General features: G+C 41.4%; 20 protein-coding genes, 1 pseudogene and 1 riboswitch. Of the genes and pseudogenes, 10 read left to right on the forward strand and 11 right to left on the reverse strand.

Features of this window, described 5'->3' with window-relative positions; all coding sequences use genetic code 11:
• The first annotated feature begins 125 nt into the window (after positions 1-125).
• Positions 126-2,429 carry a DPP IV N-terminal domain-containing protein gene (locus ACED29_RS02820; protein WP_371696985.1) on the forward strand — a complete coding sequence of 768 codons (2,304 nt, stop codon included), beginning with the start codon at positions 126-128 and terminating at the stop codon, positions 2,427-2,429.
• 93 nt (positions 2,430-2,522) lie between these two features.
• Here ACED29_RS02820 and arcA read toward each other — a convergent pair whose 3' ends face one another.
• Entirely contained in the window at positions 2,523-3,239 is a 717-nt protein-coding gene (gene arcA / locus ACED29_RS02825) for a two-component system response regulator ArcA (protein WP_124017307.1), read from the reverse strand.
• 677 nt (positions 3,240-3,916) lie between these two features.
• Between arcA and ACED29_RS02830 the strand changes: the two genes are divergently transcribed.
• From ACED29_RS02830 to ACED29_RS02840, 3 genes are all read left to right on the forward strand, one after another.
• Entirely contained in the window at positions 3,917-4,363 is a 447-nt protein-coding gene (locus ACED29_RS02830) for a DUF3293 domain-containing protein (protein WP_124017308.1), read from the forward strand.
• A gap of 267 nt (positions 4,364-4,630) precedes the next feature.
• A riboswitch (Lysine riboswitch) is annotated at positions 4,631-4,805 on the forward strand.
• A gap of 134 nt (positions 4,806-4,939) precedes the next feature.
• On the forward strand, positions 4,940-6,334 hold the full coding sequence (gene lysC / locus ACED29_RS02835) for a lysine-sensitive aspartokinase 3 (protein WP_124017309.1): 1,395 nt from the start codon (positions 4,940-4,942) through the stop codon (positions 6,332-6,334).
• A 1-nt stretch (position 6,335) separates the two neighbouring features.
• Positions 6,336-7,454 (forward strand): succinylglutamate desuccinylase/aspartoacylase family protein, encoded by a 1,119-nt coding sequence (locus ACED29_RS02840; protein WP_371696986.1) that lies wholly within the window; start codon positions 6,336-6,338, stop codon positions 7,452-7,454.
• A 96-nt stretch (positions 7,455-7,550) separates the two neighbouring features.
• Here the strand turns inward: ACED29_RS02840 and ACED29_RS02845 are convergent.
• From ACED29_RS02845 to ACED29_RS02890, 10 genes and pseudogenes are all read right to left on the reverse strand, one after another.
• A pseudogene (locus ACED29_RS02845) lies at positions 7,551-8,677 on the reverse strand (site-2 protease family protein).
• 199 nt (positions 8,678-8,876) lie between these two features.
• The gene (locus ACED29_RS02850; RefSeq protein WP_371696987.1) at positions 8,877-9,251 is read right to left on the reverse strand and encodes a DUF4144 domain-containing protein; all 375 of its coding nucleotides are present in this window, start codon (positions 9,249-9,251) and stop codon (positions 8,877-8,879) included.
• A 38-nt stretch (positions 9,252-9,289) separates the two neighbouring features.
• Positions 9,290-10,957 carry a DUF342 domain-containing protein gene (locus ACED29_RS02855; protein ID WP_182723388.1) on the reverse strand — a complete coding sequence of 556 codons (1,668 nt, stop codon included), beginning with the start codon at positions 10,955-10,957 and terminating at the stop codon, positions 9,290-9,292.
• 194 nt (positions 10,958-11,151) lie between these two features.
• Positions 11,152-12,189: a methyltransferase gene (locus ACED29_RS02860; RefSeq protein WP_371696988.1), complete on the reverse strand. Its 1,038-nt coding sequence runs from the start codon at positions 12,187-12,189 to the stop codon at positions 11,152-11,154.
• A 118-nt stretch (positions 12,190-12,307) separates the two neighbouring features.
• Positions 12,308-13,660, reverse strand: coding sequence for an alkaline phosphatase (locus tag ACED29_RS02865; protein ID WP_371696989.1), 1,353 nt, complete (start codon positions 13,658-13,660; stop codon positions 12,308-12,310).
• Positions 13,661-13,668: 8 nt separating this feature from the next.
• Positions 13,669-14,622, reverse strand: a complete 954-nt coding sequence (gshB, locus tag ACED29_RS02870; RefSeq protein WP_124017316.1) for a glutathione synthase — start codon at positions 14,620-14,622, stop codon at positions 13,669-13,671.
• Positions 14,623-14,661: 39 nt separating this feature from the next.
• Positions 14,662-15,402, reverse strand: a complete 741-nt coding sequence (gene rsmE, locus ACED29_RS02875) for a 16S rRNA (uracil(1498)-N(3))-methyltransferase (protein ID WP_182723391.1) — start codon at positions 15,400-15,402, stop codon at positions 14,662-14,664.
• A gap of 48 nt (positions 15,403-15,450) precedes the next feature.
• Complete coding sequence (locus tag ACED29_RS02880; protein WP_371697036.1) at positions 15,451-16,215, reverse strand: endonuclease; 765 nt, start codon at positions 16,213-16,215, stop codon at positions 15,451-15,453.
• A 74-nt stretch (positions 16,216-16,289) separates the two neighbouring features.
• Complete coding sequence (locus tag ACED29_RS02885) at positions 16,290-16,898, reverse strand: SprT family zinc-dependent metalloprotease (protein ID WP_371696990.1); 609 nt, start codon at positions 16,896-16,898, stop codon at positions 16,290-16,292.
• A gap of 82 nt (positions 16,899-16,980) precedes the next feature.
• Positions 16,981-18,165, reverse strand: a complete 1,185-nt coding sequence (locus ACED29_RS02890; RefSeq protein ID WP_371696991.1) for a hypothetical protein — start codon at positions 18,163-18,165, stop codon at positions 16,981-16,983.
• Between the two features lie 590 nt (positions 18,166-18,755).
• On the opposite strand from ACED29_RS02890, the gene ACED29_RS02895 reads away from it, so the two are divergent.
• From ACED29_RS02895 to ACED29_RS02920, 6 genes are all read left to right on the forward strand, one after another.
• Positions 18,756-20,072, forward strand: coding sequence for a sigma-54 dependent transcriptional regulator (locus tag ACED29_RS02895; protein WP_182698382.1), 1,317 nt, complete (start codon positions 18,756-18,758; stop codon positions 20,070-20,072).
• Positions 20,073-20,334: 262 nt separating this feature from the next.
• Positions 20,335-20,952: a hypothetical protein gene (locus ACED29_RS02900; protein WP_182698586.1), complete on the forward strand. Its 618-nt coding sequence runs from the start codon at positions 20,335-20,337 to the stop codon at positions 20,950-20,952.
• 25 nt (positions 20,953-20,977) lie between these two features.
• Entirely contained in the window at positions 20,978-22,090 is a 1,113-nt protein-coding gene (locus ACED29_RS02905; RefSeq protein WP_371696992.1) for a hypothetical protein, read from the forward strand.
• 54 nt (positions 22,091-22,144) lie between these two features.
• The gene (locus tag ACED29_RS02910) at positions 22,145-22,843 is read left to right on the forward strand and encodes a C39 family peptidase (RefSeq protein WP_371696993.1); all 699 of its coding nucleotides are present in this window, start codon (positions 22,145-22,147) and stop codon (positions 22,841-22,843) included.
• Between the two features lie 10 nt (positions 22,844-22,853).
• Positions 22,854-23,567: a hypothetical protein gene (locus ACED29_RS02915; RefSeq protein WP_182698589.1), complete on the forward strand. Its 714-nt coding sequence runs from the start codon at positions 22,854-22,856 to the stop codon at positions 23,565-23,567.
• A 29-nt stretch (positions 23,568-23,596) separates the two neighbouring features.
• Positions 23,597-24,937: a transporter gene (locus ACED29_RS02920; protein WP_371696994.1), complete on the forward strand. Its 1,341-nt coding sequence runs from the start codon at positions 23,597-23,599 to the stop codon at positions 24,935-24,937.
• Positions 24,938-25,030: the final 93 nt, after the last annotated feature.

Below are 25,030 nucleotides of genomic sequence, written 5' to 3' on the forward strand. Positions count from 1 at the left end.
TATCAGTTATATGCAAATCATACCCCACAATGACGCTAATTTCAGCGATTGTTATCTGGGGTTTTGGTTTTGCTGTAAATTAAGGCAGAATGTGGGCGGATTGAATTGCCCAAGGATTAATAATAATGACAATAACATGGAAGCATCATGCTTTAGCGGCAGTGTCTGCCGTACCATTCCTTTTTACCAGCGCGGTTTTTTCCGCAACAGCAACCGCTAAAGGCAGCATCATGAACTCATCGACTACCGCAACATTGACGGCGATAAAAGGTAACACTACGCCACTCACTATTGAGCGTATTCATGCCTCTCCCGCATTGGCGGGTTCAAGCCCTCGTGGATTAGCGCTATCCCCAGACGGCAAGCGAGTTACCTATTTATCGAGCCGAGCAGATAATCAGCATTTTTATGATTTGTGGCAAATGGATATTGCTAGCGGCAAACGCAGCATCTTGATTAATGCAGATCAATTAGAAGGGGGAGAACTGTCTGATGAGGAAAAAGCCCGCCGTGAGCGTCAACGTATTTATGGTCAAGGGATCATGGAGTATTTTTGGTCGCAAGACAGTGCAAGTATTTTAATTCCTGCCGCAGGTAAGTTGTATTTATATCATGTTGCCAATAATAAAGTCGCTGAATTAGCTACCGGAGAAGGCTTTGTTACCGATGCTCGTTTATCTCCAAAAGGTCACTTTGTGTCGTTTGTACGCGATCAAAATTTATATGTGTTGTCGTTACAGACGCAAAAAGTGATCGCTTTAACCACCGACGGTAAAGGCCCGATAAAAAATGCCATGGCAGAGTTTGTCGCCCAGGAAGAAATGGATCGCATGACTGGTTATTGGTGGGCGCCAGATGAGTCGGCGATTGCTTTTACTCGCATTGATGAATCAGGTGTCGAGTTAGTCACTCGTAATGAAATATATGCCGAAGGGATTAAATTAACTGAACAGCGTTATCCTTATGCAGGTAAAGCCAATGTTGAGATAGCACTTGGCGTTGTGAGCTTAAAAGATCGTAGTATTAACTGGATCGATTTAGGCAAACAAAAAGACATGTACTTACCTCGTGTCGATTGGTTGCCAGATAGCCAACATGTGTCATTTCAATGGCAAAGTCGCGATCAACAAACGCTCGATCTTCGCATTGCTTCGATAAGTACACCGAAACAAGCTGAAACCGTGATTGAAGAGCGCAGTAAAGCGTGGATTAACTTAAACAATGATCTGCACTTTCTAAAGCAACAAGCTGCCTTTATTTGGGGATCTGAACGTGATGGTTTTAATCATCTGTACTTATTTGACTTGCACGGTAAGCAGCTTAAACAATTAACCCAAGGTGATTGGGCTGTAGATGCACTTGAATTTGTTGATGAAGCTACTGGGTGGGTGTATTTTTCTGGTCGTAAAGACAGTGTGGTTGAGCGTCACTTATACCGCGTTAATCTTAATAAAGGCATTGATTCAATTGAGCGAATTAGCCAAGCATCGGGTATGCATGAGGCGGTTTTTGCGGATAAAAAACCCATTTATTTAGATTACTTTAGTAGCTTGCAGCAACCACCACAAATTAGTTTACACAACGATAGCGGCAAACAACTCGCTTGGGTTGAGCAAAATGAGATTGATAAAAATCATCCGCTTTATGATTATGCCGGATTATGGCAAATGCCTGAGTTTGGCCAACTAAGTGCTGAAGATGGTCAAGCACTCGAGTACCGATTGTTTAAACCAGTACCTTTTGATGCCGCTAAACAGTATCCGGTTGTGGTGCGCGTATATGGTGGACCGCATGCTCAGTTAGTGGTTAACAGTTGGAGCGAAGCCGATTATTTTACTCAATATTTACTGCAGCAAGGTTATGCGGTATTTCAATTAGATAACCGTGGTTCGGCGCACCGAGGTACTCAATTTGAACATGTGATTTATCAAAACATGGGTGATGCCGAAGTGAACGATCAAAAGGTAGGTGTTGATTATCTGCGAAGCTTACCCTTTATTGATGGGGACAACGTGGCTATTTATGGTCACAGTTACGGTGGTTACATGGCGTTAATGAGTCAGTTTAAGGCACCAGATTATTTTAAAGCGGCGATATCGGGTGCGCCAGTAACCGATTGGCGTCTGTATGACACTCATTATACCGAGCGTTATATGGGCAACCCTGAAACTAACCAACTCGGTTACGATGCCAGTAGTATTCTACCTTATGTGAAAAATTATCAGTCGGGTTTATTGATGTATCACGGCATGGCAGATGACAATGTCTTGTTTGAAAATAGTACCCGAGTCTATAAAGCATTACAGGATGAAGGTAAATTGTTCCAAATGATGGATTATCCTGGGTCAAAGCACTCTATGCGCGGCGAGAAAGTCCGAAATCATTTATATAAAACATTAGCAGCGTTTTTAGATCAACAGTTGAAATAATCGTTTCGCTGACTATTATTTCATTTGCTAAAAAATAAACATAAAAAAACCAGGTGATTAACCTGGTTTTTTTATTGTGTAAACTTAACAATATTACGCTTCTAAGTCACCACAAAAACGATAGCCTTCACCGTGGATTGTTGCGATGATTTCTGGCGTATCAGGTAAGCTTTCAAAATGCTTACGGATACGACGGATTGTCACGTCAACAGTGCGGTCATGTGGCTTTAATTCACGGCCAGTCATTTTTAACAATAAGTCAGCACGGGTTAAAATCTTACCTGGGTTTTCAACAAAGTGAAGCATTGCACGGAATTCACTGCGTGGTAACTTGTAAGCTTCACCTTGTGGGTTAACCAAAGAACGGCTGTTGATTTCTAAGCTCCAGCCATTAAAGCGATAAAACTCAACAGAACCTTTTTCTTCGGTTTCTGCTGCAGCGTTATTTACGCGGGTTAACAAGTTGCGAGCACGGATGGTTAATTCACGAGGATTGAATGGTTTAGTGATGTAGTCATCTGCACCAATTTCAAGTCCAAGAATTTTATCAACTTCGTTGTCACGACCCGTTAAGAAAATAAGGCCGATGTTATTAATTTCACGTAATTCACGTGCTAATAACAAGCCATTTTTACCGGGTAAGTTAATATCCATAACAACAAGGTTTATCTTATTGTCTTGCATCGCTTTATGCATTTCTGCACCGTCATTGGCTTCGGTAACAACGTAACCTTCAGCTTCAAAAATACTGCGCAATGTATTACGAGTTACAGCTTCATCTTCAACAATTAAAATGTGCGGATTTTGCATGATATTTACCTGATTTTATAAAATTCGATTCTAGCCACTTTGTGCTAATAGGTTGCAAAAGCGCTTGGGCTAATGCACTAATATTCCGATATTTCTTTGGTGTTTATCTATGTCTACCCTGAATTAAACACTCTCTATAAACTCTATTTCGTAACGGTTAATGCTGGTTACTGAGTCTGCTTGCGTCTATTTATTATCATGACACTATGATGTGCGTTTGCACTTAAAGCATGATGATGTAAAAAGTGGTGTAAATTTGTTGTAACTAAGCTTACTTACTATGAATGCCATTTAGAAAGATAGTTCCTTCTATCGCAAACTTATTTAATCGTATGAATGTTTTATCAAATGTAGAACAAATTTAGTACGACTGTAAACTTTACATCAATAAATCATCACACTCTCAACAATATTTGCTGAGCTTTTGAGGTGTATGTAGCCAACTTCGCTAAAGTGATTTATTAATGAGTAGAGGGTATTATACTCGTTTTAGGTATTTGTTAACAAATTAAATGTTAAAAAATTAATATACCAATGAAGTACATAAAAGATTAATGTTGATAACATTATAATAGTTAATGATTTTTAAATATTATTCTTGTGATCTAGATCTCAAACCTTTTAGATATTTAAGCTATCTGATAGACTATTTTTGGCTTAATTGACGAAAATTTACTATGAAAAATGTTATAGATTCATTGTGGGATGACTATCAAACAACTCATTTTTTGTTCACTCAGCGTCTTTCTGATGATTTCCCATTTGCAATTGTTACTGCTCATAACCCCCTCGGCACTAGGCTCTCTCCTAGTCAAAATCGCTTACTTGATCGCCAGCTTCAATCTAAAATCCAACAATATAATCGTCCCTATCGCGCACTAGTCGGTGCGGCACCTGATTTGTCGCATATGGAAAAGAGCTGGGCTATTTTTATTGATAAAGAACAGGCTGTTGAGCTTGGTCGCGAGTTTAATCAATATGCCATTTATTACGTTAATAGAGGTTTAATATCCTTGATTGCATGTCTTGATACCATTAAACCGGAAGTGGCTATGGGGGCGTTCAATCACCGACTGCGTTTGGTGTATGAACTGCCAGAGTGCGGTCATATCCGTGATGAGTGATAAGTTATTCAAGCAATTAAACGGTTAAACAACACATTGCACTATAAAAAGATACAATACAGTGGCAATTGTCTCGACATTTTGCGTTAATGATGTTTTTTAGCTTGATATTGGCTTTTATTTCGTAATTTAGAACAATTATATAACCGCTATTGCTGTGCCTGAATTATCAAATATTCACGATTTTTAGCAGAACTGTGTTTTTTACTGTTTTTGCTGATTGACTTGATAGGGTATTTGTTGCTATTTTCAACTCCCTCCTTAGGGAGGAACAGAAGAGGAGCGTTAACTAGGTAGTAAGTGAGAGGATGCCAGTCCAATGACCACTTATGATGGAGATTAGCGCCGAGGTATCAGTTTGTTTGGCAAACATTGATATCGGTCGTTTAGGCTGAATCCTAACGATTGTCACCTATTTTTTTGGTGGAGAGCTTCTGGTGATGATTGCTGTTTCCCTTCTATAAGGGTGCGTTATCTTAGCACCAGGCTCTTCGAACGTAGTGTGTTCGGGGCGTATATCATGTTAGTAAATCACATCTTATTTTGTTGTCTTTCGCAAACTGCGGAGGCGTCTGTATGAACCTTGCCCCAGATAATGTTGCGCCTGAGAGTCATCGCTCAGAATTAGTGGTTGCCAAATTTGGTGGCACGTCAGTGGCTGACTATGCCTCTATGAGTCGTTGTGCCGATATCGTTTTGGCGAATCCTGCTACTCGTTTGGTGGTGGTGAGCGCCTCCAGTGGTGTGACTAACTTATTAGTTGAGTTAACCCAAGCGAATGTTAATGATGAACGTCGTTTGATATTGCTTAAGCAAATCGCCAAAATTCAATATGCGATCCTAGACGAATTAGGACGTCCTCAAGACGTGGCCGCCAGCATTGATAAAATTCTCAGCCGGATGTCGGTATTAAGTGAATCGCTAGAGCTGGATCGTAGCAAAGCGGTGATGGACGAATTACTGTCGACGGGCGAGCAATGTTCTTCGATTTTATTTTCAGCCGTTATCCGTGAAAAAGGCACCGCATCCGATCATTTTGATGTACGTCAAGTGTTACGTACCGACAGTCATTTTGGCCGTGCAGAACCACAAATTGAAGCTATAGCAACATTGTCAGGTGATTTTTTACAGCCGTTACTTGCCCGTTATGTCATTGTCACTCAAGGTTTCATTGGCGCAGATGACAGTGGTAAAACCACGACATTAGGCCGTGGAGGCAGTGATTATTCAGCAGCTCTACTTGCTGAAGCTCTCTGTGCTACAGCGGTTGAAATTTGGACTGATGTTGCCGGAATTTATACCACTGACCCTCGACTTGCGCCTAATGCTCGCCCTATTGCAGAAATTAGTTTTAATGAAGCGGCTGAGATGGCCACCTTCGGCGCTAAAGTATTGCATCCTGCGACCATTTTACCGGCCGTTAGACAAAAAATTCAGGTGTTTGTAGGATCCAGTAAAGCACCTGAAATGGGGGGGACTTGGATCCGTCATCAAGTGGAAGATACCCCTGTTTTTAGAGCCGTTGCATTGCGCCGCGATCAAACTTTATTGAATCTTCATAGTTTACAAATGTTGCATGCTCAAGGCTTTTTAGCAGAAACGTTTGCAACCTTAGCAAGGCATAAAATATCGGTTGATTTAATCACCACTTCTGAAGTAAACGTATCGCTAACGCTGGATAAAACGGGTTCTGATTCAAGCGGGCAAGGATTATTAAGCGAATCGTTATTACAAGAGCTATCGCAGCATTGTCGTGTCAGAGTTGAAGAAAATTTAGCCTTAATCGCCATTATTGGTAATCGTATCGCCTCGACGGCGGGTATTTGTAGCCGGGTGTTTAAAGTGCTTGAAAACCATAATGTACGGATGATTTGTCAAGGTGCTAGCCCACATAATTTATGTGTGTTGGTGGCTGAATCTGAGGCGGCGCAAGTGGTTAATGCCTTACATCAAAATCTGTTTGAGTGTTGAGATGACTAAAGCAATCCAATCGTCTGTTCAGGTCGGGGAGTTGGCGACAGGGCAAGCATTGACAGTGCCGCTATATTCATTCATTGGTAGTGAGAGTTCTGCGCCTAGTGCCTATATTCAGGCCAATGTTCATGGCGCAGAAGTGCAGGGCAATGCAGTAATTTATCAACTGATGACCTTGTTGGAAGGTTATCAGGTGTTAGGTAATATTACCTTTGCGCCATTAGCTAATCCGCTAGGAATTAATCAGAAGAGTGGCGAGTTTACCTTAGGACGATTTGACCCTATTACAGGTGTTAATTGGAATCGAGAGTATGTTGATCACCAAGTGGATGTTCAAGCTTGGTATCGCGAACACCAACATTTAACCGATAACGCTTTGTTTCAGGCTTATCGCTCGATGTTAGTGGAAGCATGCCAAAAGCGCTTAGCGCAACCTTTTGGGATCTCAACAGGTCATCGTCTGGCGGTAAATTTACAGACCATGGCTCACCAAGCCGACATAGTGCTTGATTTACATACTGGCCCTAAGTCGTGTAAACATCTTTATTGTCCTGAGTATGATATCGATGCCGCGAGATATTTTTCAATACCCTATACCCTCGTTATCCCCAATAGTTTTGGTGGCGCGATGGATGAAGCAACATTTTGTCCATGGTGGCAATTAACTCAATATGCAGTGAGCCAGGGCCGAGATTTTTCGGTACCCGTGTCGGCATTTACCTTAGAGCTTGCCAGCCAAGAACGCATTGATCTTGATGACGCACTCGTGGATGCTAAAGGTATATTGGCTTATTTAAGCTATCGCGGGGTGATAGCTGAGAACGTTAGCCCAGCAAAAATGGCGCGATTTGCTTGTTATTTACGAGATTATAAAAAGTTTCATGCACCTAAAGCGGGCTTGATTGAATATTGTGCTGTAGTCGGTGAGCCATTAGCTGCAGGGCAGCCATTGGTCAACATTTTACGTATTGACCTTTATGGCACTGATCAGGCTTTTCAAGCGATTAGTTTGCCCATGGATTGCGTGCCGATTTTACATTTTGCCTCCGCCTCAGTTCATCAAGGTACTGAGTTGTATAAAGTCATGACCAAGGTATTTGCTTTACCCTCAGTATAATAAACAGAGAGATTCAAATAAAAACGCCTGCAATATGCAGGCGTTTTTATGTGGTCAGTCATCAGACTAGGTTTTATTGGCATTCAGGCAATAGGACTAACTACCCAGAATTTGCAATGGAATAGCTAACATTTCATCGCCAGAGCCTGCAAAGTACCAAATAATGCCCACTAAACCTGCCACTGTGAGCAAATACCATACAGTAGAGAAAATCTGTCCATAGCGATCTAAAGGTAATAAGTGGCTCTGATGTCGTCCGCGCCACTCAAAGATAATCTCGACACTGCCAATCAGCAATAAAAAACCGAGTAAAGCCAAGCCTAAGCTGTAGCTAATGAAGACGCCTATGGCCGCGCCTAAAATGCAGGCGATGAGGCCAATCAAGCTGTTCATCGAAAAGCTAATGCTTTTTAATATATGTCCGCCATCGAGAGGTAAAATAGGCAATAAGTTAAACAGGTTCAGCAGAGCATTAAATGCCGCTAATCCGGCAAAGAATACATTACCTGTTATCCAATAAAGTCCGACACAGATAATCGATAAAATCAGCCCAAAAGTGGGGCCCATTATTGAAATATACACGTCTTGCCAACGGGTGTTGATCCGCTCATCGCTCAAGGCTAAACCGCCAACAAAAGGGATTAAATAGATCCCTTTGGTTTTCATGCCGAAATGTTTCATCGCTCGAATATGACCATATTCATGAAACACTAAGCAACCGATAAGGGCTAAGGCAAATTGAAATGAAAATAGCCAAGAATAGGCGGCAACACTGGCTCCGGCAAAAGAACCTTAACTACCTTAGCGCTTTTTAGCAGTTTAAAACCTAGTGAGGCAAGGCCTACAACACTGATTTTTTGGTTTTTTACCACGGCAACTTCAGGTGTTTGACGCTCAATATCTTTAACTGTACGTTGTCCTTGAGTAATGGACTCATCATCAATTAACAAACAATAATCAAGTTGAAATGGTTGCCAGTTAACATCGATTTCTAATCGTACTGGGAGTGGCGTGACACTTAGATTCGCGCTTGTATTTTCGGTTTCAGTCGCGATAGATGTTTGCCTGGTCAGTTCAAATGAATGGATGTGAAAGGCTTGGTCGGCGGCACTGGCAGACTTTTGTGATACTAGCTGATTGTCCCAATAAAGTTGCTGCCAGCCCGCAATCGAGCCTTCTAGTCGCAAACGTTTACCTAGACATTCAATATTTAGTAATTCCATTAAGGATTCTCAGGGGTTAAGAGCTGTGAGCATAGAGGGCATTTTGCCAGAGCGATGGGTGTTGCTCAATGGGGGAGGCCATTATATTGGTTAATTTTAGTTTTGACTTATTTAACAAAGGCCATCAAGGATAAGTGTTTAACTTAACCATGATGGCGTCAATGAGTAGGCGGTAAAGGTCTTATTTAGGAGAGCGGGTTTAATAGAGCTGCTCTAACTCAGCTACAGTCGCGATACCTTGTTCAATGGTGGTAAAGATAATTTTTGAGCTGCAGCAATGGCCTTGAAATTGGCCATACTGACGAACAAGAGGCAATAGTTGTAATACACTCATATCATCACTGAGCTTGAGCAACGAAGGCAGCTCTGCCACGCTGCTATTCACTGATGCGAGCTGTTGCGATTGTGTTTGAATACCATAGACATGACCTACACTATCGATAAGTTTATCGTTAGCATCAAGAGTAAATTGATTTGCACAAATAAAGCTTAACCAATCTTGATGATTAACTAGGTACATTAACTCATCATCTTGATCAAACTTGAGTATTGCAGGCCAATGTACTTGTTGCATAGTGTATATTTCTACCTATATTTGCTGTGTTGAATTCGCTAGCGATTGCTGTAATCGAATGATATTTCTTGATTGACGTTTTTGGCAATGCACGGACCATGTTCACGTTGGGTGCGATTAAATGCATTGCCAATGTGGATTTCAACGTTGATGAATATGTGTTTTTCAGCTTGAATAACATAATTATTGTAATAGTTTTCAACTTCATTAAGGTGTTGTGTGTATTCAACTTCTTCTTTAATACGTTCTGCATCTATCTGGTTTTTTTGCTCGAGCATCATTTTAACTTGTTCAATCATGCCAGCATCACTTTGCCATTCCGCTTTAGGCGGTAGTTTACGCAATCTCGCCTCTAATTCTAAGCTCGCGACAACCATGCCTTTGATACTGTCATCTAATTCTTTAAGCTCTTGCTTTAACTCACCTTGATGCATAGCACAAAACAGTTCGGTTTTAGTACTGGCCGTAGCGCCAAATGCAATAGCCCTAATCCCTTTAGCTGCAGTGGCAATGCCGCCGACCAAGTCACCTCGTTTTCCTTGGGCATCGCTGACCGTTATAGTGTCACCAGATGTCGAATGACTGTGAAGCAACTGCTTAGTGACTAAAATATTACCCAGCGCTTCTAGTTGTGAATATTGTACAAATTGGGCACAAATTTGTCCGGTAGCTTTAATTTTAGTACTCAGTTCATGCTCTTTAATCAAGCGACCAATGACACCTTTACTGACAATCACATCGCCTTGAGCTTCAATAGTGGCAGACTCAACAAAGCCCATCACGGTGACATCACCACTGGCTTTAACTTCCATACCTTCGTGCACATCACCAGTAATTAATATACTGCCTTTAAAATTAACGTGGCCACAGCGAACATCAACATCTTTAATTTGCAGAATGTCGTCAACTTGCATGCCAGTACGGTTTTCCACTGGCTGACCAGGAACGGTGGCGATGAGTTGGTTGGGATCTTGAGGATGAAAGCTCGCGCCAGTGCCGGGCTCCATGGATTTATCTTTACCTGGAATTTGTTGCAGTACATCACCGTGGATATTAAACCCCGGAGTCCCTGTCGTTAATGGCGTTTTAATCATTAATACATCGTTGGGTTTGACGGTAATGAGTGAGCCTAAATCACGCATATCAACAGAGCCGTCTTCGCGTTCTTGTGGTTGCAATAGACGCTCGCGAGCTAAGGCAACTTTACGGGTTAATATTGCATCTTCGCCATTAACGGCTAACTTACCTGAGGCTATGATCCCCTCACAGGTTTCACCTGGGGGCAATATCGATAAACGCTGTATCAATGCCATAATCTTAGGTTTGCTGAGTCCCATTTTGATTTTTTGAGTTTTCAGGGTATTGAGTATGTCTGGTAGGGTGATATCTTTGCCGCCCCAAGCTGAAGTGATTTTCATGCTTGCTTGCATTTTATCGTCACTGACACTGATGCTCACAGAGCCATCTTTGCGCTCGGCAATCGTAAAAAAGAGTTCGTGTCCGCCAGGCGTTTGGCCACAAAGTGCATTGACTTCAGATACGGCTTTATTAATCGCGGGGATAATCGGAAATAACATCGTAAAATCAGCCTGTGTCAGCAAGGCATTAATATCATCCTCCGACACGGGGCCATGGGTATTGGGAATTATACGTAATTCCGCTTTGCTTTTATCTGCACTTAATGTGACGAGTGATGGCGTTAACATAACATCCTTTATTTTTATTTTTATATTCGGTCATTAGACGCCAGTACCATACCAACGAAACAAAGCCGAAAATGTGCGTTATTTTGCCTTTTCGTTAATTTAGCTGATATTTAGCTGTAATTCCAGCCGTAATGAGCTTTGCTGCCCATGAACTAAGCCAGTTGAGGTGAGATTTGGCGGGCTTTTAGGAGGGATTAACCTTGATGGGAATATAGCTTATATTTATTGTTTTCAGCTAACACTTCTACTTTGCCAAAATGAGTCGCAATAGTCTCTGAATAAGGTAAGTGGCGATTAGCGACAATTTGCCATATGCCTTTGCTGGTTAGTCGAGTTGCGCTTTGTTGGACAAATTGTGTGGCGATATCTGTAGTGTTAGTTAACCCATCATGAAACGGTGGGTTGGAGATAATACCGTCAAATTTACCGACAATTTGATTGAATCCGTCTGAAGGGTAAATTTTTGCGCGCATATTATTGGCTGCAAGGGTTAATTCGCATGAGAGTAGTGCCATCGCATTGATATCAATACATTCAATAGTTAGCGTCGGGTTAGCTTTGAGTAACGCCGCTGTAATGACCCCTGCACCACAACCAAAGTCGAGAACTCTGCCGTGTAAATTTTCTGGTAGATGCGACAGTAATAATTCAGTGCCCTGATCGAGACGTTTTTCGCTAAATACACCAACAAGATTACAAATTTGTAATTGCCCTTGCGGAGTCTCTAGTGAGTACTGGCTTATCCAATCACTAAGGGTTAATGCTGGCGCTGCTTGGGTTAAATAACTGACATACACTAGACAATGGCGGGCATTATCTTGTTTGATTGGTGGCGAGTAATAATCAGGTGTGAGTTTAGCAATCGACTTTATTCCCCCTTTATTTTCACCGACAATGATCAGCTGGCCATCAATAGATAAATGCTGCGCAGCTAGTTGCAGTAAATAGCCCATTAACGGTTTAGCTTTGGGAAAATAAATAATCACACTATCAAATTTTGAACTTGCGAGTGAATCAGGTAATTGGTGACCAAAATAGCACTGTAATTTGTCATTGGTACAAGAGGACAATATCAGGTGATGATTAAAATCCAACGCTAGGGCGGTAACATGATGAGCAAACTCAAGACATTGATGTGCAAAAGTATCTGCTTCATAATTAAGCACTAACACATTTTGCTTTTCAAAATAGTGGCTGTTTCTGATTAAGGCTTGAGAAGGATTTGTTAACACGTCAGTTGCTCATAATGCTAGTGATAAGGTAAACACGCTGATATTAACACAATCCCCGCTGATAAGGGCGGGGATTGTGTGGGTCATCGTCGTTCGGCATTGATTAAGGTATTTATCTCTATTGTGGTAATAGGCTAAACATTTTAGTCGCGATATCAATGTTGTCTTGATGGCCGCTAAACAACCTTGCGCCAGGGCCTGCAGCGAATACTTGAACATCCATAGCGGTATGTCCGCCAGTTGTCCAACCGGTATTAGACTGAATATCAATTAATTTACGCAGTGCGAGAGATAGTGGTTCGTTACCTTGCATGCGAGCTGCTTGTAATTGGCTGTATTGTGCGTCGCTTGGAGTAAAACCCAAAAGTGTTGCGGTTAAAGGCTGCCAGTTATCTTCGGCAATCGCGCGCGTAGCAATTGCATCTGGGCTGGCTTTAACCTTATGTAGCACCTGTGGATTCCACTCATATTTGTCATTTGCGCCAATAGATAACCCACCGGTATTATGATCGGCTGTTACCACCATAAGCGTGTTTTTACTTTGACGAACAAATTGTTCAACCACTTCAATTGCTGAAGCAAATTCATCCATTTCACCTATGGCCGTAGCAATATCGTTACTGTGGCCAGCCCAATCAATTAAGCTACCCTCTACTAATAACACAAACCCTTGGTTATTTTGTGACAGTAAATCTAGGGCTTTCTGGGTCATATGACTCAGGTTATGCGCTTGGTTATCGTTAATTACCCAAGGTAACTGGACATCAGCAAATAGCCCTAATACTTTTGGTTTAGTAACCGATTCAAGCTGGGCGAATTCAGTAATGTGTTGATAACCTTTAGCGCTAAACTGCTCAAGTAGTGTTGGGGTGAAATATTGCTGACCCCCACCAAGAATCACATCTGCATCTGAGCTTAAATAAGCCTCTGCAATATCAATATAATTTCGACGGCTTTCATTATGAGCCAGAAATGCCGCTGGTGTTGCATGGTTGACTTGCGAGGTGACAGCTACGCCAGTTGATAAACCTAATGTTTTGGCTTTTTCCATTAAGGTGGTCAGCGGACGTTTTTCGATATCAACGGCAATGGCTCCATTATAACTTTTAACCCCAGTTGATAACGCAGTTGCTGATGCTGCTGAATCGGTAACATAACCGCTTACAGAGGCTGGGTAGGTGCTTGCCATCCCCACAAGTAAACGATCAAAAACCGTTTGTTCAATCTCTTCGGTCTCAGGATTATCTTTGTAATAACGGTAGGCTGTGGTGTACGCCGGTCCCATACCATCGCCAATCATAATGATAATATTTTTCGGTCTTGATGGACCGACCGTTGGCACATTATTGCTTACGGCGCTGTCTACAGTAGGGGACACTATGACTTCATCAGCCATAGCTCCAGTTATAATCAAACTAGATACCAATATTAATCTGCTGACTATTTTTGTGTAGATAGATAAATAATGCATGAATAATCCTATTTCTGCTGGCTTATACGGGCTTCGATGGCATCCATGAGCATACCAGTAATGCTAACGTCAAATGCTGCTTCGATTTCTTTAATGCAGGTTGGGCTGGTCACATTGATTTCAGTTAATTTATCGCCGATGACGTCTAAGCCGACAAAAATAAGGCCACGTTTTTTCAATTCTGGACCGATTGCCCGAGCAATTTTCCAATCACTTTCAGATAATGGTTGAGCCACGCCACTGCCGCCAGCTGCTAGGTTGCCACGAGTTTCACCTTTCATCGGAATACGCGCTAGTGCATAAGGTACTGGTTCACCGTCAACCACTAAAATACGCTTATCGCCTTGAGTGATTTCTGGGATAAATGCCTGAGCCATTGCGTATTGTTGACCATAACTGGTTAAGGTTTCGATAATCACTCCCACGTTAGGATCATCTTTTTTCACACGGAAAATCGAGGTGCCACCCATGCCATCTAATGGTTTTAAAATGATGTCTTGTTTTAGCTGGTGGAAGGCTCGGATACGTTTAGCATCACGAGTCACAATAGTGTCTGGGGTAAACTCAGAAAACCATGCGGTAAACAATTTTTCATTGGCATCGCGTAAGCTTTGTGGTTTGTTAACGATTAACACGCCTTCTTCTTCTGCACGTTCAAGCATATAAGTGGCATAGATAAATTCAGTATCGAACGGTGGATCTTTACGCATTAAAATAACATCAAGTTCTGCTAGCGGAGTATCGACGGACTCGCCTAAGGTAAACCATTGACTAGCATCTTGCTTAACTGATAATTCACGCATGTTGGCCATGGCTTTGCCGTTGACCATAGCAAGATCATGCATTTCCATGTAGAACAGTTGGTAGCCTCTTGCTTGCGCTTCTAATAACATCGCGAAGCTCGAATCTTTTTTGATATTAATGTCGCTAATAGGGTCCATAACAATGCCGAGCTTAATCATGTGTGTATCCTTAATAATTTGCAGAGAGGTATCGGTATGTTAACCAATATCGCCAAATTTAACTTGTAATGCCGTAATGGCAGTCAATGATGCAGTTTCTGTACGCAGCACCCTAGGGCCTAATAAAATATCGGTAAAATGCTGGGTTTCTGTCATGGCAATTTCTTCGTCAGATAAACCGCCTTCTGGGCCAATGAGTAATCTTACTCTTTGATGTTGGCCGTCTAACTGTAAGCCATTAATGCCATGTGAAGCCCTTGGATGCAAATTCAGTTTTAATGCTTCAGTGGGTTCTGCACACCACTGTGCCAATGTCATTGCCGGGCGAACAATAGGTACGATACTGCGGCCAGATTGTTCACAAGCACTGACCACAATTTTTTGCCATTGCTGCAGTTTTTTCTCTAAACGCTCACCACTCAGTTTGACACCACAACGATCGGAAAATAACGGCGTAATAGTGGTTACTCCAAGCTCAACCGATTTTTGAACGGTAAATTCCATGCGGTCACCACGTGAAATCACCTGGCCTAAGTGCAAGTTTAATGGCGATTCACTGTGGTTTTTTTCACAACTCAATAGTGTGACAGTGATAGATTTCTTGCTGGTTTCAATAATCTCGGCTAAGTAATCATTACCGTCACCATTAAACAAACTGATGTGATCGCCCATTCCCATTCGCAATACTCGGCCGATATGAGCAACACCATCTTCATCTAATTGAAGCGTTTGCCCTTGCTGTAAATTGTCTTGGGGCTGAAAAATGCGTGGGACTCTCATCAGTGTTGACCTTATTTAATCAATTGTTCAAGGCAGCTTGATCGCCAATTATCGAACTAAGCCGTTATTTTGGCATTGTTTGAATACAAAATCATTATGATTACCTTGGTTAGCTGCGATTAAGCTGTCGCGTTGACATTCTGTGGTGCTAACCGGTTGCATTTTGTTCCATGCATTAAACAATTTCTGTTGGCTACTGCTGATTTGTAGACCATAGGTTTGTTGCATATAAAGGTAAGTTCGAGCGATCGGCCCTCTTGCACCTTTTGGTGGCTGCACTTTACGGCCTTTAAAGTCGACAATCATCTCGCATTGTCCGTACTGATCTGCTTTGCCGCCCCAATCACTAAATCTAAAGTTACTGCGGTCGCCATTGACCTCACCGACAGCAGGTACAAGGTTATGTAAATCGGCTTCCATTTTTTTAAATTGCGGGTTGTTTTTACCACAATTTTTGCGTCCGCCATCTTGCCAACATTGCAGTTGATGACCAAATTCCCAGGCGGGGACTACGTGTTCCCATTCGATACGGTTGGCTCTAATAATTTGTTTTCTAACCAGATAGCCACAGCTAGCATGCTCCGCTTGCCATAATTTACCTGCTATGGCGATATCACAGCCGCAATAGAAGGTGTTGAGTGGCAAGTGTTGCTGATAGATCTTTTTGGCAATGGCTTTGGCTTTACCGAAACTACTGGGGTGTTCTGCCGCAATAAGTGTTGATGAAAAAATGCCGCACAGTAGCGACACCCCAAATAACCAAGAATGAGTGGATGATAAGCGCAAAATAAACCCTAAAATTAACAAAAACATCATTACCGCGCAGGCTTAGCCTGTCATTTGGGCAGATGTTAAGCCATCGAATGCGATGACGCAATTGATAATATTTAAGGAGAAAAAGGGCTTAATGTTTGTTGGCAACGGCGACAGCGATATTGAGTTTGGCCGCGGACAATTCTGTTATGACGTCTTATGGTTAAGTGGATGCTGCCACAGGCGCAAAAATATTCGAACTGTTGGCCACTGACAGACTGAGTATTGAGTTGGTGAGTGGTCTTGGGGGCAACATTAAATGTTGTCAGCATAACGCTTTGCCATTCTTTACCATGAGGTTTTACTTTACCAAACAGATGAAAACACACTAAATGGCTAATTTCATGTGGCACAACTTCGTTAATAAAAATATCGGGGTTTTCTGCCAGTAACACCGGGTTAAAGCGTAATTTATTCGCTTGTAAATGCGCTGTGCCGGCGCTTTTTCCACGTAAGCTGAAATGCACACAAGGACGGGGGAATTGGCGTTTGAAATGCAACTCGGCTAACTGGTAATCGGCTTCGACTTTGGCCAAGATCTGCAGTTGTAAGGGGTTACTAACGCTCGTGTTTAGTGGTTGCTTGGTGCGAGGGCGCGCTGATAATGAAGATTCCTTGGTATGGATATCTTGCGTTAACGCTTGGTGCGCGCGTTGGCTGAAATTAAAAATACTTTTAAACATTTTGGGTTGCTTCACTTGCTTGAATGATTAACGAAAGATTCAGGCAAGTAAAGTATTGACCTGTTAATTTAGTGTATCGACATTATAGTGTGCTCGCTGCCGCAGCTATCATGGCACGTATTTGCTCAACAATGTCTGATTCTACTTGCGAGTCGTAACCTTTAATGCGTGGAGTATGAATGTGTCCTACCGGTAAATTCAAGTTAAATTGATCTCGAAGTAAAATACTGCGATAGGATATTTCGTTAGATAGATAGCCGCCACCAGAGCCTTCTACAGAAATTTCATTTTGTAATTCAGCCAGTGATGATGCTTTAAATTGGCCCCGAGATAAGCTGCTAACTTGATTGTTATCATTAACACTCCAGTGACCTTTTACCGCTGCCATCGCCTCTACAGGTAATGAGAATTGCACAAACTCAGGACCATTTAATATCCCATCGTTTGAAGTGCCACTGTTAAATAGCGGCGCTTTTGGATTGGTGCGACTTGCTCCAGTTAATACATTTAAATTATCTGGTGCCTCTGCACTGCGGTTACGTCCAGGAAAGCGTTCAATATCAAAATTATCACGACCCATGCTAATGGTAAATACCATGTCAACACTGTTCTCTCGATAAAACGGTGTCAGTAACGATTCGATAATACCATTATCAAAATCACTAAATCTCACTGGGATCATCACAGTTTCAATCTGTACTTTTTTTCCATTAACTTCAAAATGATAACCGTCGAGAGCTAAAGCTGCTAAACCTGACGGATTACTTTGGCCGATATCCTTATCAAGGAAAAAAGGATCAAAACCAGTGACCAAGATATTAATTTGGCTGTCGGAAGAAAATTCAATATCACTAAAGCCACGGGAGGACTTCTCCACCGCTTTGACTAAAATCTCGCGTTGCCAGTCGGCAAGATTAAATCCTGCTTTGTCTTGTTTTAAGACCTTACGCATGCTTAATCGACTCCAGTACAAGGAGCGATCATCACTGTGTCCAGACTGAACATCCCTCACAGCTTGTTGCCATAATCTATGTCCTTGATGGGCTGCCATTTCTGTCACCGCTAATTCATCGGTGGATTGAGCTAACTTGACCTCCAAGGTATCACTAATGGCTTGATAACGATTAACCACCTGAGGTAGGGTTTGTTCCGCCTTTAATACGCGAATTTCTTCAACATTTTTGGGGAGTTGTCCTGCGTTAACTGCAGCAGATAAGGTGACTAGTGCCAATGAACTTAACATTATACAAGCATTGTATTTAATCATGACGGTTCCTTTAGGACTCCTAGATATCTATCTTTAGGTTGCGTTTAACGACTTTACTGCCCGTGAGACGGACTAACGATTAGTCTAGGTTATATTTATAACACAGTTGTTTAGGTGGTTTAAGAGCACGGTTAACTCTTGTGCACGAGCAAGCTGTTTTTGAGCGCCGATTTATGTGGATATTTGGGGTAATAGTTAAATGTTGCATATATGTCAATTTAATTACTGCTTTTTGTATACTATTAACACTTCTGTACCATACTATGGTCATAAGAAAGATGTAGCTGAGATAACAGATACATTAAAGTTAGTCATCATTACGATCAATCTGGGGTGATTAGTCGATAAAAAGATGATTAAAACGTACAAAGTGTGGTTCTGAGTGGGTATCCATATTGAATCCAATAATGATACTGCTCATGATTAAGTACATTACTTAACTTATGTATTAAGTTACCGATGATATAAACGATTAACATGTCAGCAGGGTTTATATTCAAGTAATATTGTCTGGTTATATCTATAGATAAGATGCACGGGCTAGCCTTGTGTTAGCCCTTTTGTGATTTCTTTATCGAAAGGATATCAACATGAAAACGTTACTCATAGCAGGTTTTCAGTGTAAGGAGCTAAATGAAGTACTTTCTCGATTAGATTTTAAGCTGCATTACATTGATAAGTATGATCAAAATAATATACCTAATAATTGTGCCCTATGCTTAATCGATCTTCGAAAAGGAAATATTGAAAATGAAATCAGCCACTTAGTTAAAATTTTGGTCCCCAAGATCCATATTATTGTACTGATCAATAAATCACAACTCGAAATAAAAGATATTACTACCTTCATTGCGCAATATGCCTGGGATTTTTGCACGAGTCCAATCGATCCAGAAAGGTTAGAAAAGTGTCTAGGTCATGGCATCGGCTTGTCTAAATTAAAACAGCAGCATCATGCGCCAAAGCTTGAGCAAACTGGCAAAGAAACTGAGCCATCAGTGTACCAATCAGACGTCATGCAACAGTTATTTCGTCAAGTTGAGCGAGTTGCACCAACAGATATTCCAGTGCTTATTCGTGGTGAATCTGGCACAGGTAAAGAATTAGTCGCCACTAAGTTACATCAATTATCTTCCAGAAAAGATAGACCTCTTATTACCGTTAATTGTGGTGCTATGGCGGCAGGTTTAATTCAGTCAGACTTATTTGGTCATGAAAAAGGTGCTTTTACAGGAGCAACAAGTAACCGGAAAGGCAAAATTGCATTGGCTGATGGCGGTACATTATTATTAGATGAAATAGGTGATTTACCCGCGGAATTACAAGTCAATTTATTGCGTTTTTTACAAGAGGGTTTGTACGACTCTGTGGGTGGCGGTAAATCTCAATCGGCTGACGTGCGTATTTTAGCGGCAACTCATGTTGATTTAGAAAGTGCTATCGATAAAGGTCGTTTTAGGTTAGATCTCTATTATCGCTTGAATGGCATAACCATTAACACCCCAAGATTAGAAGAAAGGCGTGATGATATCATCGGTCTAGCTAATCGATTCATTCGAATGTATTCGAATGAATATGGACTGGTGGCTAAGCCATTATCGCAATCTGCATGCCATGCATTATTAAACTATTCATGGCCAGGCAATGTCCGAGAGTTAATTAATCGTGTTCGTCGTGCAGTGGTACTGTGCGACATGCCGCAGATCAGTGCACAAAACCTAGAGTTAGCTAATATTGACAAAAAGCGTCACATCGCGCTCTCGCTTAAAACCTTAAAAGACAATGCCGAAAAACAAGCCTTACAACAGGCCATTCTAATTGCTGATGGCCAAGTTGAGCTTGCAGCAAGTTATTTAGATATTTCAAGGGCAACCTTTTATAGACTCATGGACAAACATGATTTATAGCTGATTTAATTTGGTTTAATTTGGTTTAATTTGGTTTAATTTGGTTTAATTTAGCCATCCATATAGTTTGCTTATCGAGTCTTAACATTAAGATTAAGTCTAAAAATATAATTAATTCTTATATCAATAACCTAGCTATTTTCATTCTTAACTTTAAGAATATCTCTGCATTAAAAAAACACTATCTATTTGAAAATTATTAACTTTCAAATTTGGCATAAGGGTTGCTATATCCTTATATCAGGTATGGAAGGAACATCTTATGGATATCATTAGCAAATCACATTACGACATATTGCAATTGTCATTAATACGAGGAATACAGCTCAGTGTATTATTGCTGGTTGCCCCCTCTTACGCTGATGATTCCAGTGTTATTGGTTCGCATGTGATGCAAGGTGCTGGTCGAGCAAGTATCAATCAAGCGGCTGGCGATTTTAATATTCAGTCTAACAGTCATGCATTAGGCCAGCGTACATCGATCCAAACGATTAATTACAGTTTATTACCCCAACCAACATCATTATCAGAATCCAATAAACAACTTACTGCAAGAATAGACAGCCAAGCTTTCGCTCAGTTTCAAGGCTTAGCAAGTATTAATCAAGTCAGCGGTGAGCAAAACATACAAGCTAACATCGGCAGCATTGCCATCGATTCGAGCCTAGCAACCATAGTGGGTCAGGGATTGAATGATGAAGCGTTAACTCAAGTGACGAGCCAAATGGCACCGTCATCTTATCAATTATCATACTATCAAGCCGACATCGCGCCAGACAGTTTTTTGGATGCGCAGGGCGTGATGCAGGTAAATCAGATTTCTGGTGACAATAATGTTGCCATTAACCAGTTCTCGTTGCAGTTACCAAGCGGGAATTAATAATCATCGATCGGAGGAATGGAAGATGAAAAAACTCACTCTAGTGCTAAGTATTGCAGCAATAATGAGTAGTTCTGCATATGCAAATGGACCAGGAAATGGACCAGGAAATGGACCAGGAAATGGAAATGGAATGAATGATTCAGACAGTAGTGTTGAATTAACTAAAAAAGTAGATGTATCTAAAGACCTTGAATATAAAGGTAAAGTGGCCATTGAAGGCACTATAACTGCTAATGGATTAGGCATGGCTGTAGTTGAAAACGTGCAGGAAACTAGCGCGAATATGGTTGAAAATTACTATCACGATAATGACGCTAAGATATCCGGCAGTGCATTTGAAAATGCCAGCGGTAACATTGGTGTTAACCAAGCAACAGGTGATTTTAATGCTCAAAGTAATTCTGCTGCGTTAGCCTCTATTGATGCCGGTTTTGCTTTTGGTTCTGGTGATGCTGAAATCTTTAGTACTCAGGTGGGTGGCTTCAATGGTGTGTGGAATGAAGCATCAACTAACACATCAACCATTAATGGCGCGTCATTCATGAATGCCACGGGTAATATTGGTGTCAACGTTGCTGCTGGTAACAATAATATTCAGGCGAATAATATGGCCGCGTCTTCATACAATGGTCGTCTAGGTGAAGCAAGCGTGTCTAATGTGCAAAATACTGGACATAACGGCACGATGAATATTGGGGTTGTTCAGGATAACGTTGAATATGTTGATGTTAATCTAGCGTTAAACGCCAATGGCGGATATGAAGGTACATCAGCACTTAATGATGCTTACTATCCAGAAGTTATTCTTGAAGGTAATGGTTCTCACGATGTCCCACCTGGAACCGTTGTGGGACACATTGACTTTGATACTGAGAATCCAACTGGTGCCGAAGTGATGACCTTTGATGAAGAAGGTGATTTAGCGCTTAATGGTACTGTGAGTGGTCAATTACCTTTCTTCGTGCAAACTGTACTGCAGAAGTCTAATAACTCTTCATTATTAGCTGGAACAGCCTTCCAAAATGCCTCGGGTAATATTGGGGTTAACTTGGCAAGTGGCACAGGTAACTTACAGTCAAACAATTTAGCCTTGACCAGTATTACCGGAGCAGCAGAAATTATCTCTGGTGAATAAAACTAAATTGATCATTATGAATAAGGCAGGGGGGTAAGCCCCCTGATTCATCTTATGCGCAACATTAGCCAATTGATTATCTCTGTATTGATCATTTTCAGCTTTACTCACTACAATTATGCCGCCGAGATCCCATTAACGGGTGTTGTGCCTGGCATGGGAACTTATACAAAATCTATTCAGAGTATACGTGAGCGAAAATTTGAACATGTTATAGAGCAAAAAACCGACTTTTCGTGCGGTGCGGCTAGTTTAGCTAGTCTGTTGAAATATGCCTATGACCGTCAAGATATTAGTGAACAAAAAGTGTTGATTGGCATGTTAGAGCATGCTGATTTGACTCTGGTTCAAGAGCAAGGATTTTCACTGCTTAATATGAAACGGTATCTGCAATCTCAAGAATTAAGAGGGCGGGGATATAAAATCGGTGAAGCTGAAATATCCTTGCTCAAAATACCTGCCATTGTGTTACTCAATGATGGTGGTTATAGCCATTTTGTGGTGTTTCGTCGCCAGGATGGTGGAAGCGTCTATTTAGGCGATCCAGCATTAGGTAATCGGATTATGACAATGGCTGAGTTTACTCAAAAGTGGAATGGGGTTGTATTTGTGGTTATTGGGCAAGATTATCGACGCGATAATCCATTACTGCATCCAAGAGCAAAACTAACGTTTAAGACACTCGATCCGCTCTCACCTATGACGGATGCTGAGTTACTTGAATTTGGTTTTTCATATTCAGATATGCTTTAAGGAGGAAGATATGAAACTAAGCATGATGCTATTACTGGCTATCGCAGCACCTGTGATGGCCAGCTCGCCTTCATTGACGGTATTTCAGCACAGCCAAGTTCTGACAGACTTTGAATTGGAATCAATGAAAGGTAAATACACTAATAACGGACAGGATTATTACTTTGGCTTGCAGATGCAAACACAGTTTATTCAAGATAATGGCGTCCAACAGCAAGTGGGAATGCAAATTGAGTTTACTCAAGTCAACAATCAGCCTTCTGTTAATATTACTATCAGTGATCCTAATGCCATTAGTAGTAATAATGGGTTTCAGTTGGATGCTTTGGGGCAAACAGCAGGGTTACAACAACGAATTCAAATCGCTGGGAGTGAAAATTTAGCGATAAATGAATTGGATATGGCTCAGGGGCGATTAACACCGCTAGTGCAAGGAATTAATGTTACCGTCGGTACAACGCTTGTAAGCAACAATGGCAATACCACGTTTTCAGCTAATGGTAACACAGTTGGCTATCAGGTCGAACTGGCTTCGGGCAGAGCAAGTCAAGGAATTAGCTATCAAAATGGCAATGGACAGTTAGTTCAGAGCATTTTTATTGATGGGCTTAGTCATGGAGTAATAAACCAGTCTACACTAAGATATGAGGGTATGCCTGTTGGACCAATTGAGTCAAATATACTTGGTAGGCAAATCAGTGATTTAACCACACTAGGATTTTAATTCATTTTGTACAAGCCAAGGATGTATTTATGAATAATAAATGGACCTCAGCTGTTGCAGTGATACTGCCAGGAATATTGGCAGTACCTGCGTATTCTGCAGATACAGATCCTCAACCAGCCTTAGAACCAGCCTTAGAATCAACCTTATCTGAACAAGATATTGCAGTACTTAAACAAAAACTGATTCAGTTGAATCAACAAATTAAATTACAACAACAGACCATTAATCAGATGGCTCAACAGGTGCTCAAACAAGAGGCTTTAAATAGACAAGCCAGCAGGAAAGATGTTACCTCAACACAGCAACCAGTCTCTGCATCAACACCGTCATCTACACCACCATCAGTCGAGCGACAAAAAGCTCAATCAAGCCAGCAAGCTGCAATCGCCAGTGACGCTGCAGAGCGAAAAAAAGCGCCAGACAGAGCAAGAAGTACTGACGATGTATTGCAAGAAGCACATAATGTCTTTTCTCGGAAATTTACCGTAGAGCCTTCATTTACCTATAGTTACTACAGTCGAAAAGATCTTATTCTTAGAGGTTTTTTAGCCCTTGATGCTATTTTTTTGGGTAACTTAAACCTAGACCGTATTCGCACTAATACAACACGATTGGATCTCACCACTCGCTATACGCTAAATGACAACTGGCAATTCGAGCTCAGTTTGCCGTATCTGTATCGTTGGACTCAGTATGATTCGGTGGGTGAAGGTAACTCTAGTCAACGATATGAAACTGCCGACATTAGTGGTGGTCAAATTGGTGATGTCAGTGGCGCGGTTTATTACCGAATAAATGCAGAATCAGTTGATTGGCCTGACTGGGTGTGGAATGTCAGAGTCCGCGCGCCAACGGGAAAAGATCCTTTTGGGATCCCACTCGAAACATCTGATACCGGTAATTTGACGTATCCGACTGAAATGGCAACGGGCTCTGGTGTTTGGGGAGCATCTACAGGGTTTAGTTTAGCAAAAACCTTTGATCCAGCGATTGTATTTTTCAATTTAAATTACGGTGTTAGCTTTACAGAGGCGTTTGATGACCTATCAGGTTCGCCAGGATTAAGCCCTGGTGAAATTGATTTAGGTAATTATCTGGATTACAGCGTGGGATTAGCTTTTGCTGTTTCTGAACGCATGAGTTTGAGTATGAGCTTTAATCAGCGCTTCTACAGTAAAACAAAACAAAGACCAGAAGGTGGAGAATGGGAGAAAATACCTCGTACTGACACTAATACTGCAAGCTTGGGCATTGGGGCTACGTTAGCCTTATCACCTAATTTGTCGATGGTGACATCAATTGGTAGCGGATTAACAGAAGACTCACCAGACTATCAAATTAGTTTGCGATTCCCTTATCGATTTTAGTGTTAGTCACAAAATTTCGCATTATGCATCTCTAAAAACGAGATAACCTCAAACGGCTAGTTTAGGCCATTTGAGGTTATTTATTCAGTTAAT

The sequence above is a fragment of the Shewanella sp. 5S214 genome, from assembly GCF_041439795.1.
Lineage (GTDB): Bacteria > Pseudomonadota > Gammaproteobacteria > Enterobacterales > Shewanellaceae > Shewanella > Shewanella vesiculosa.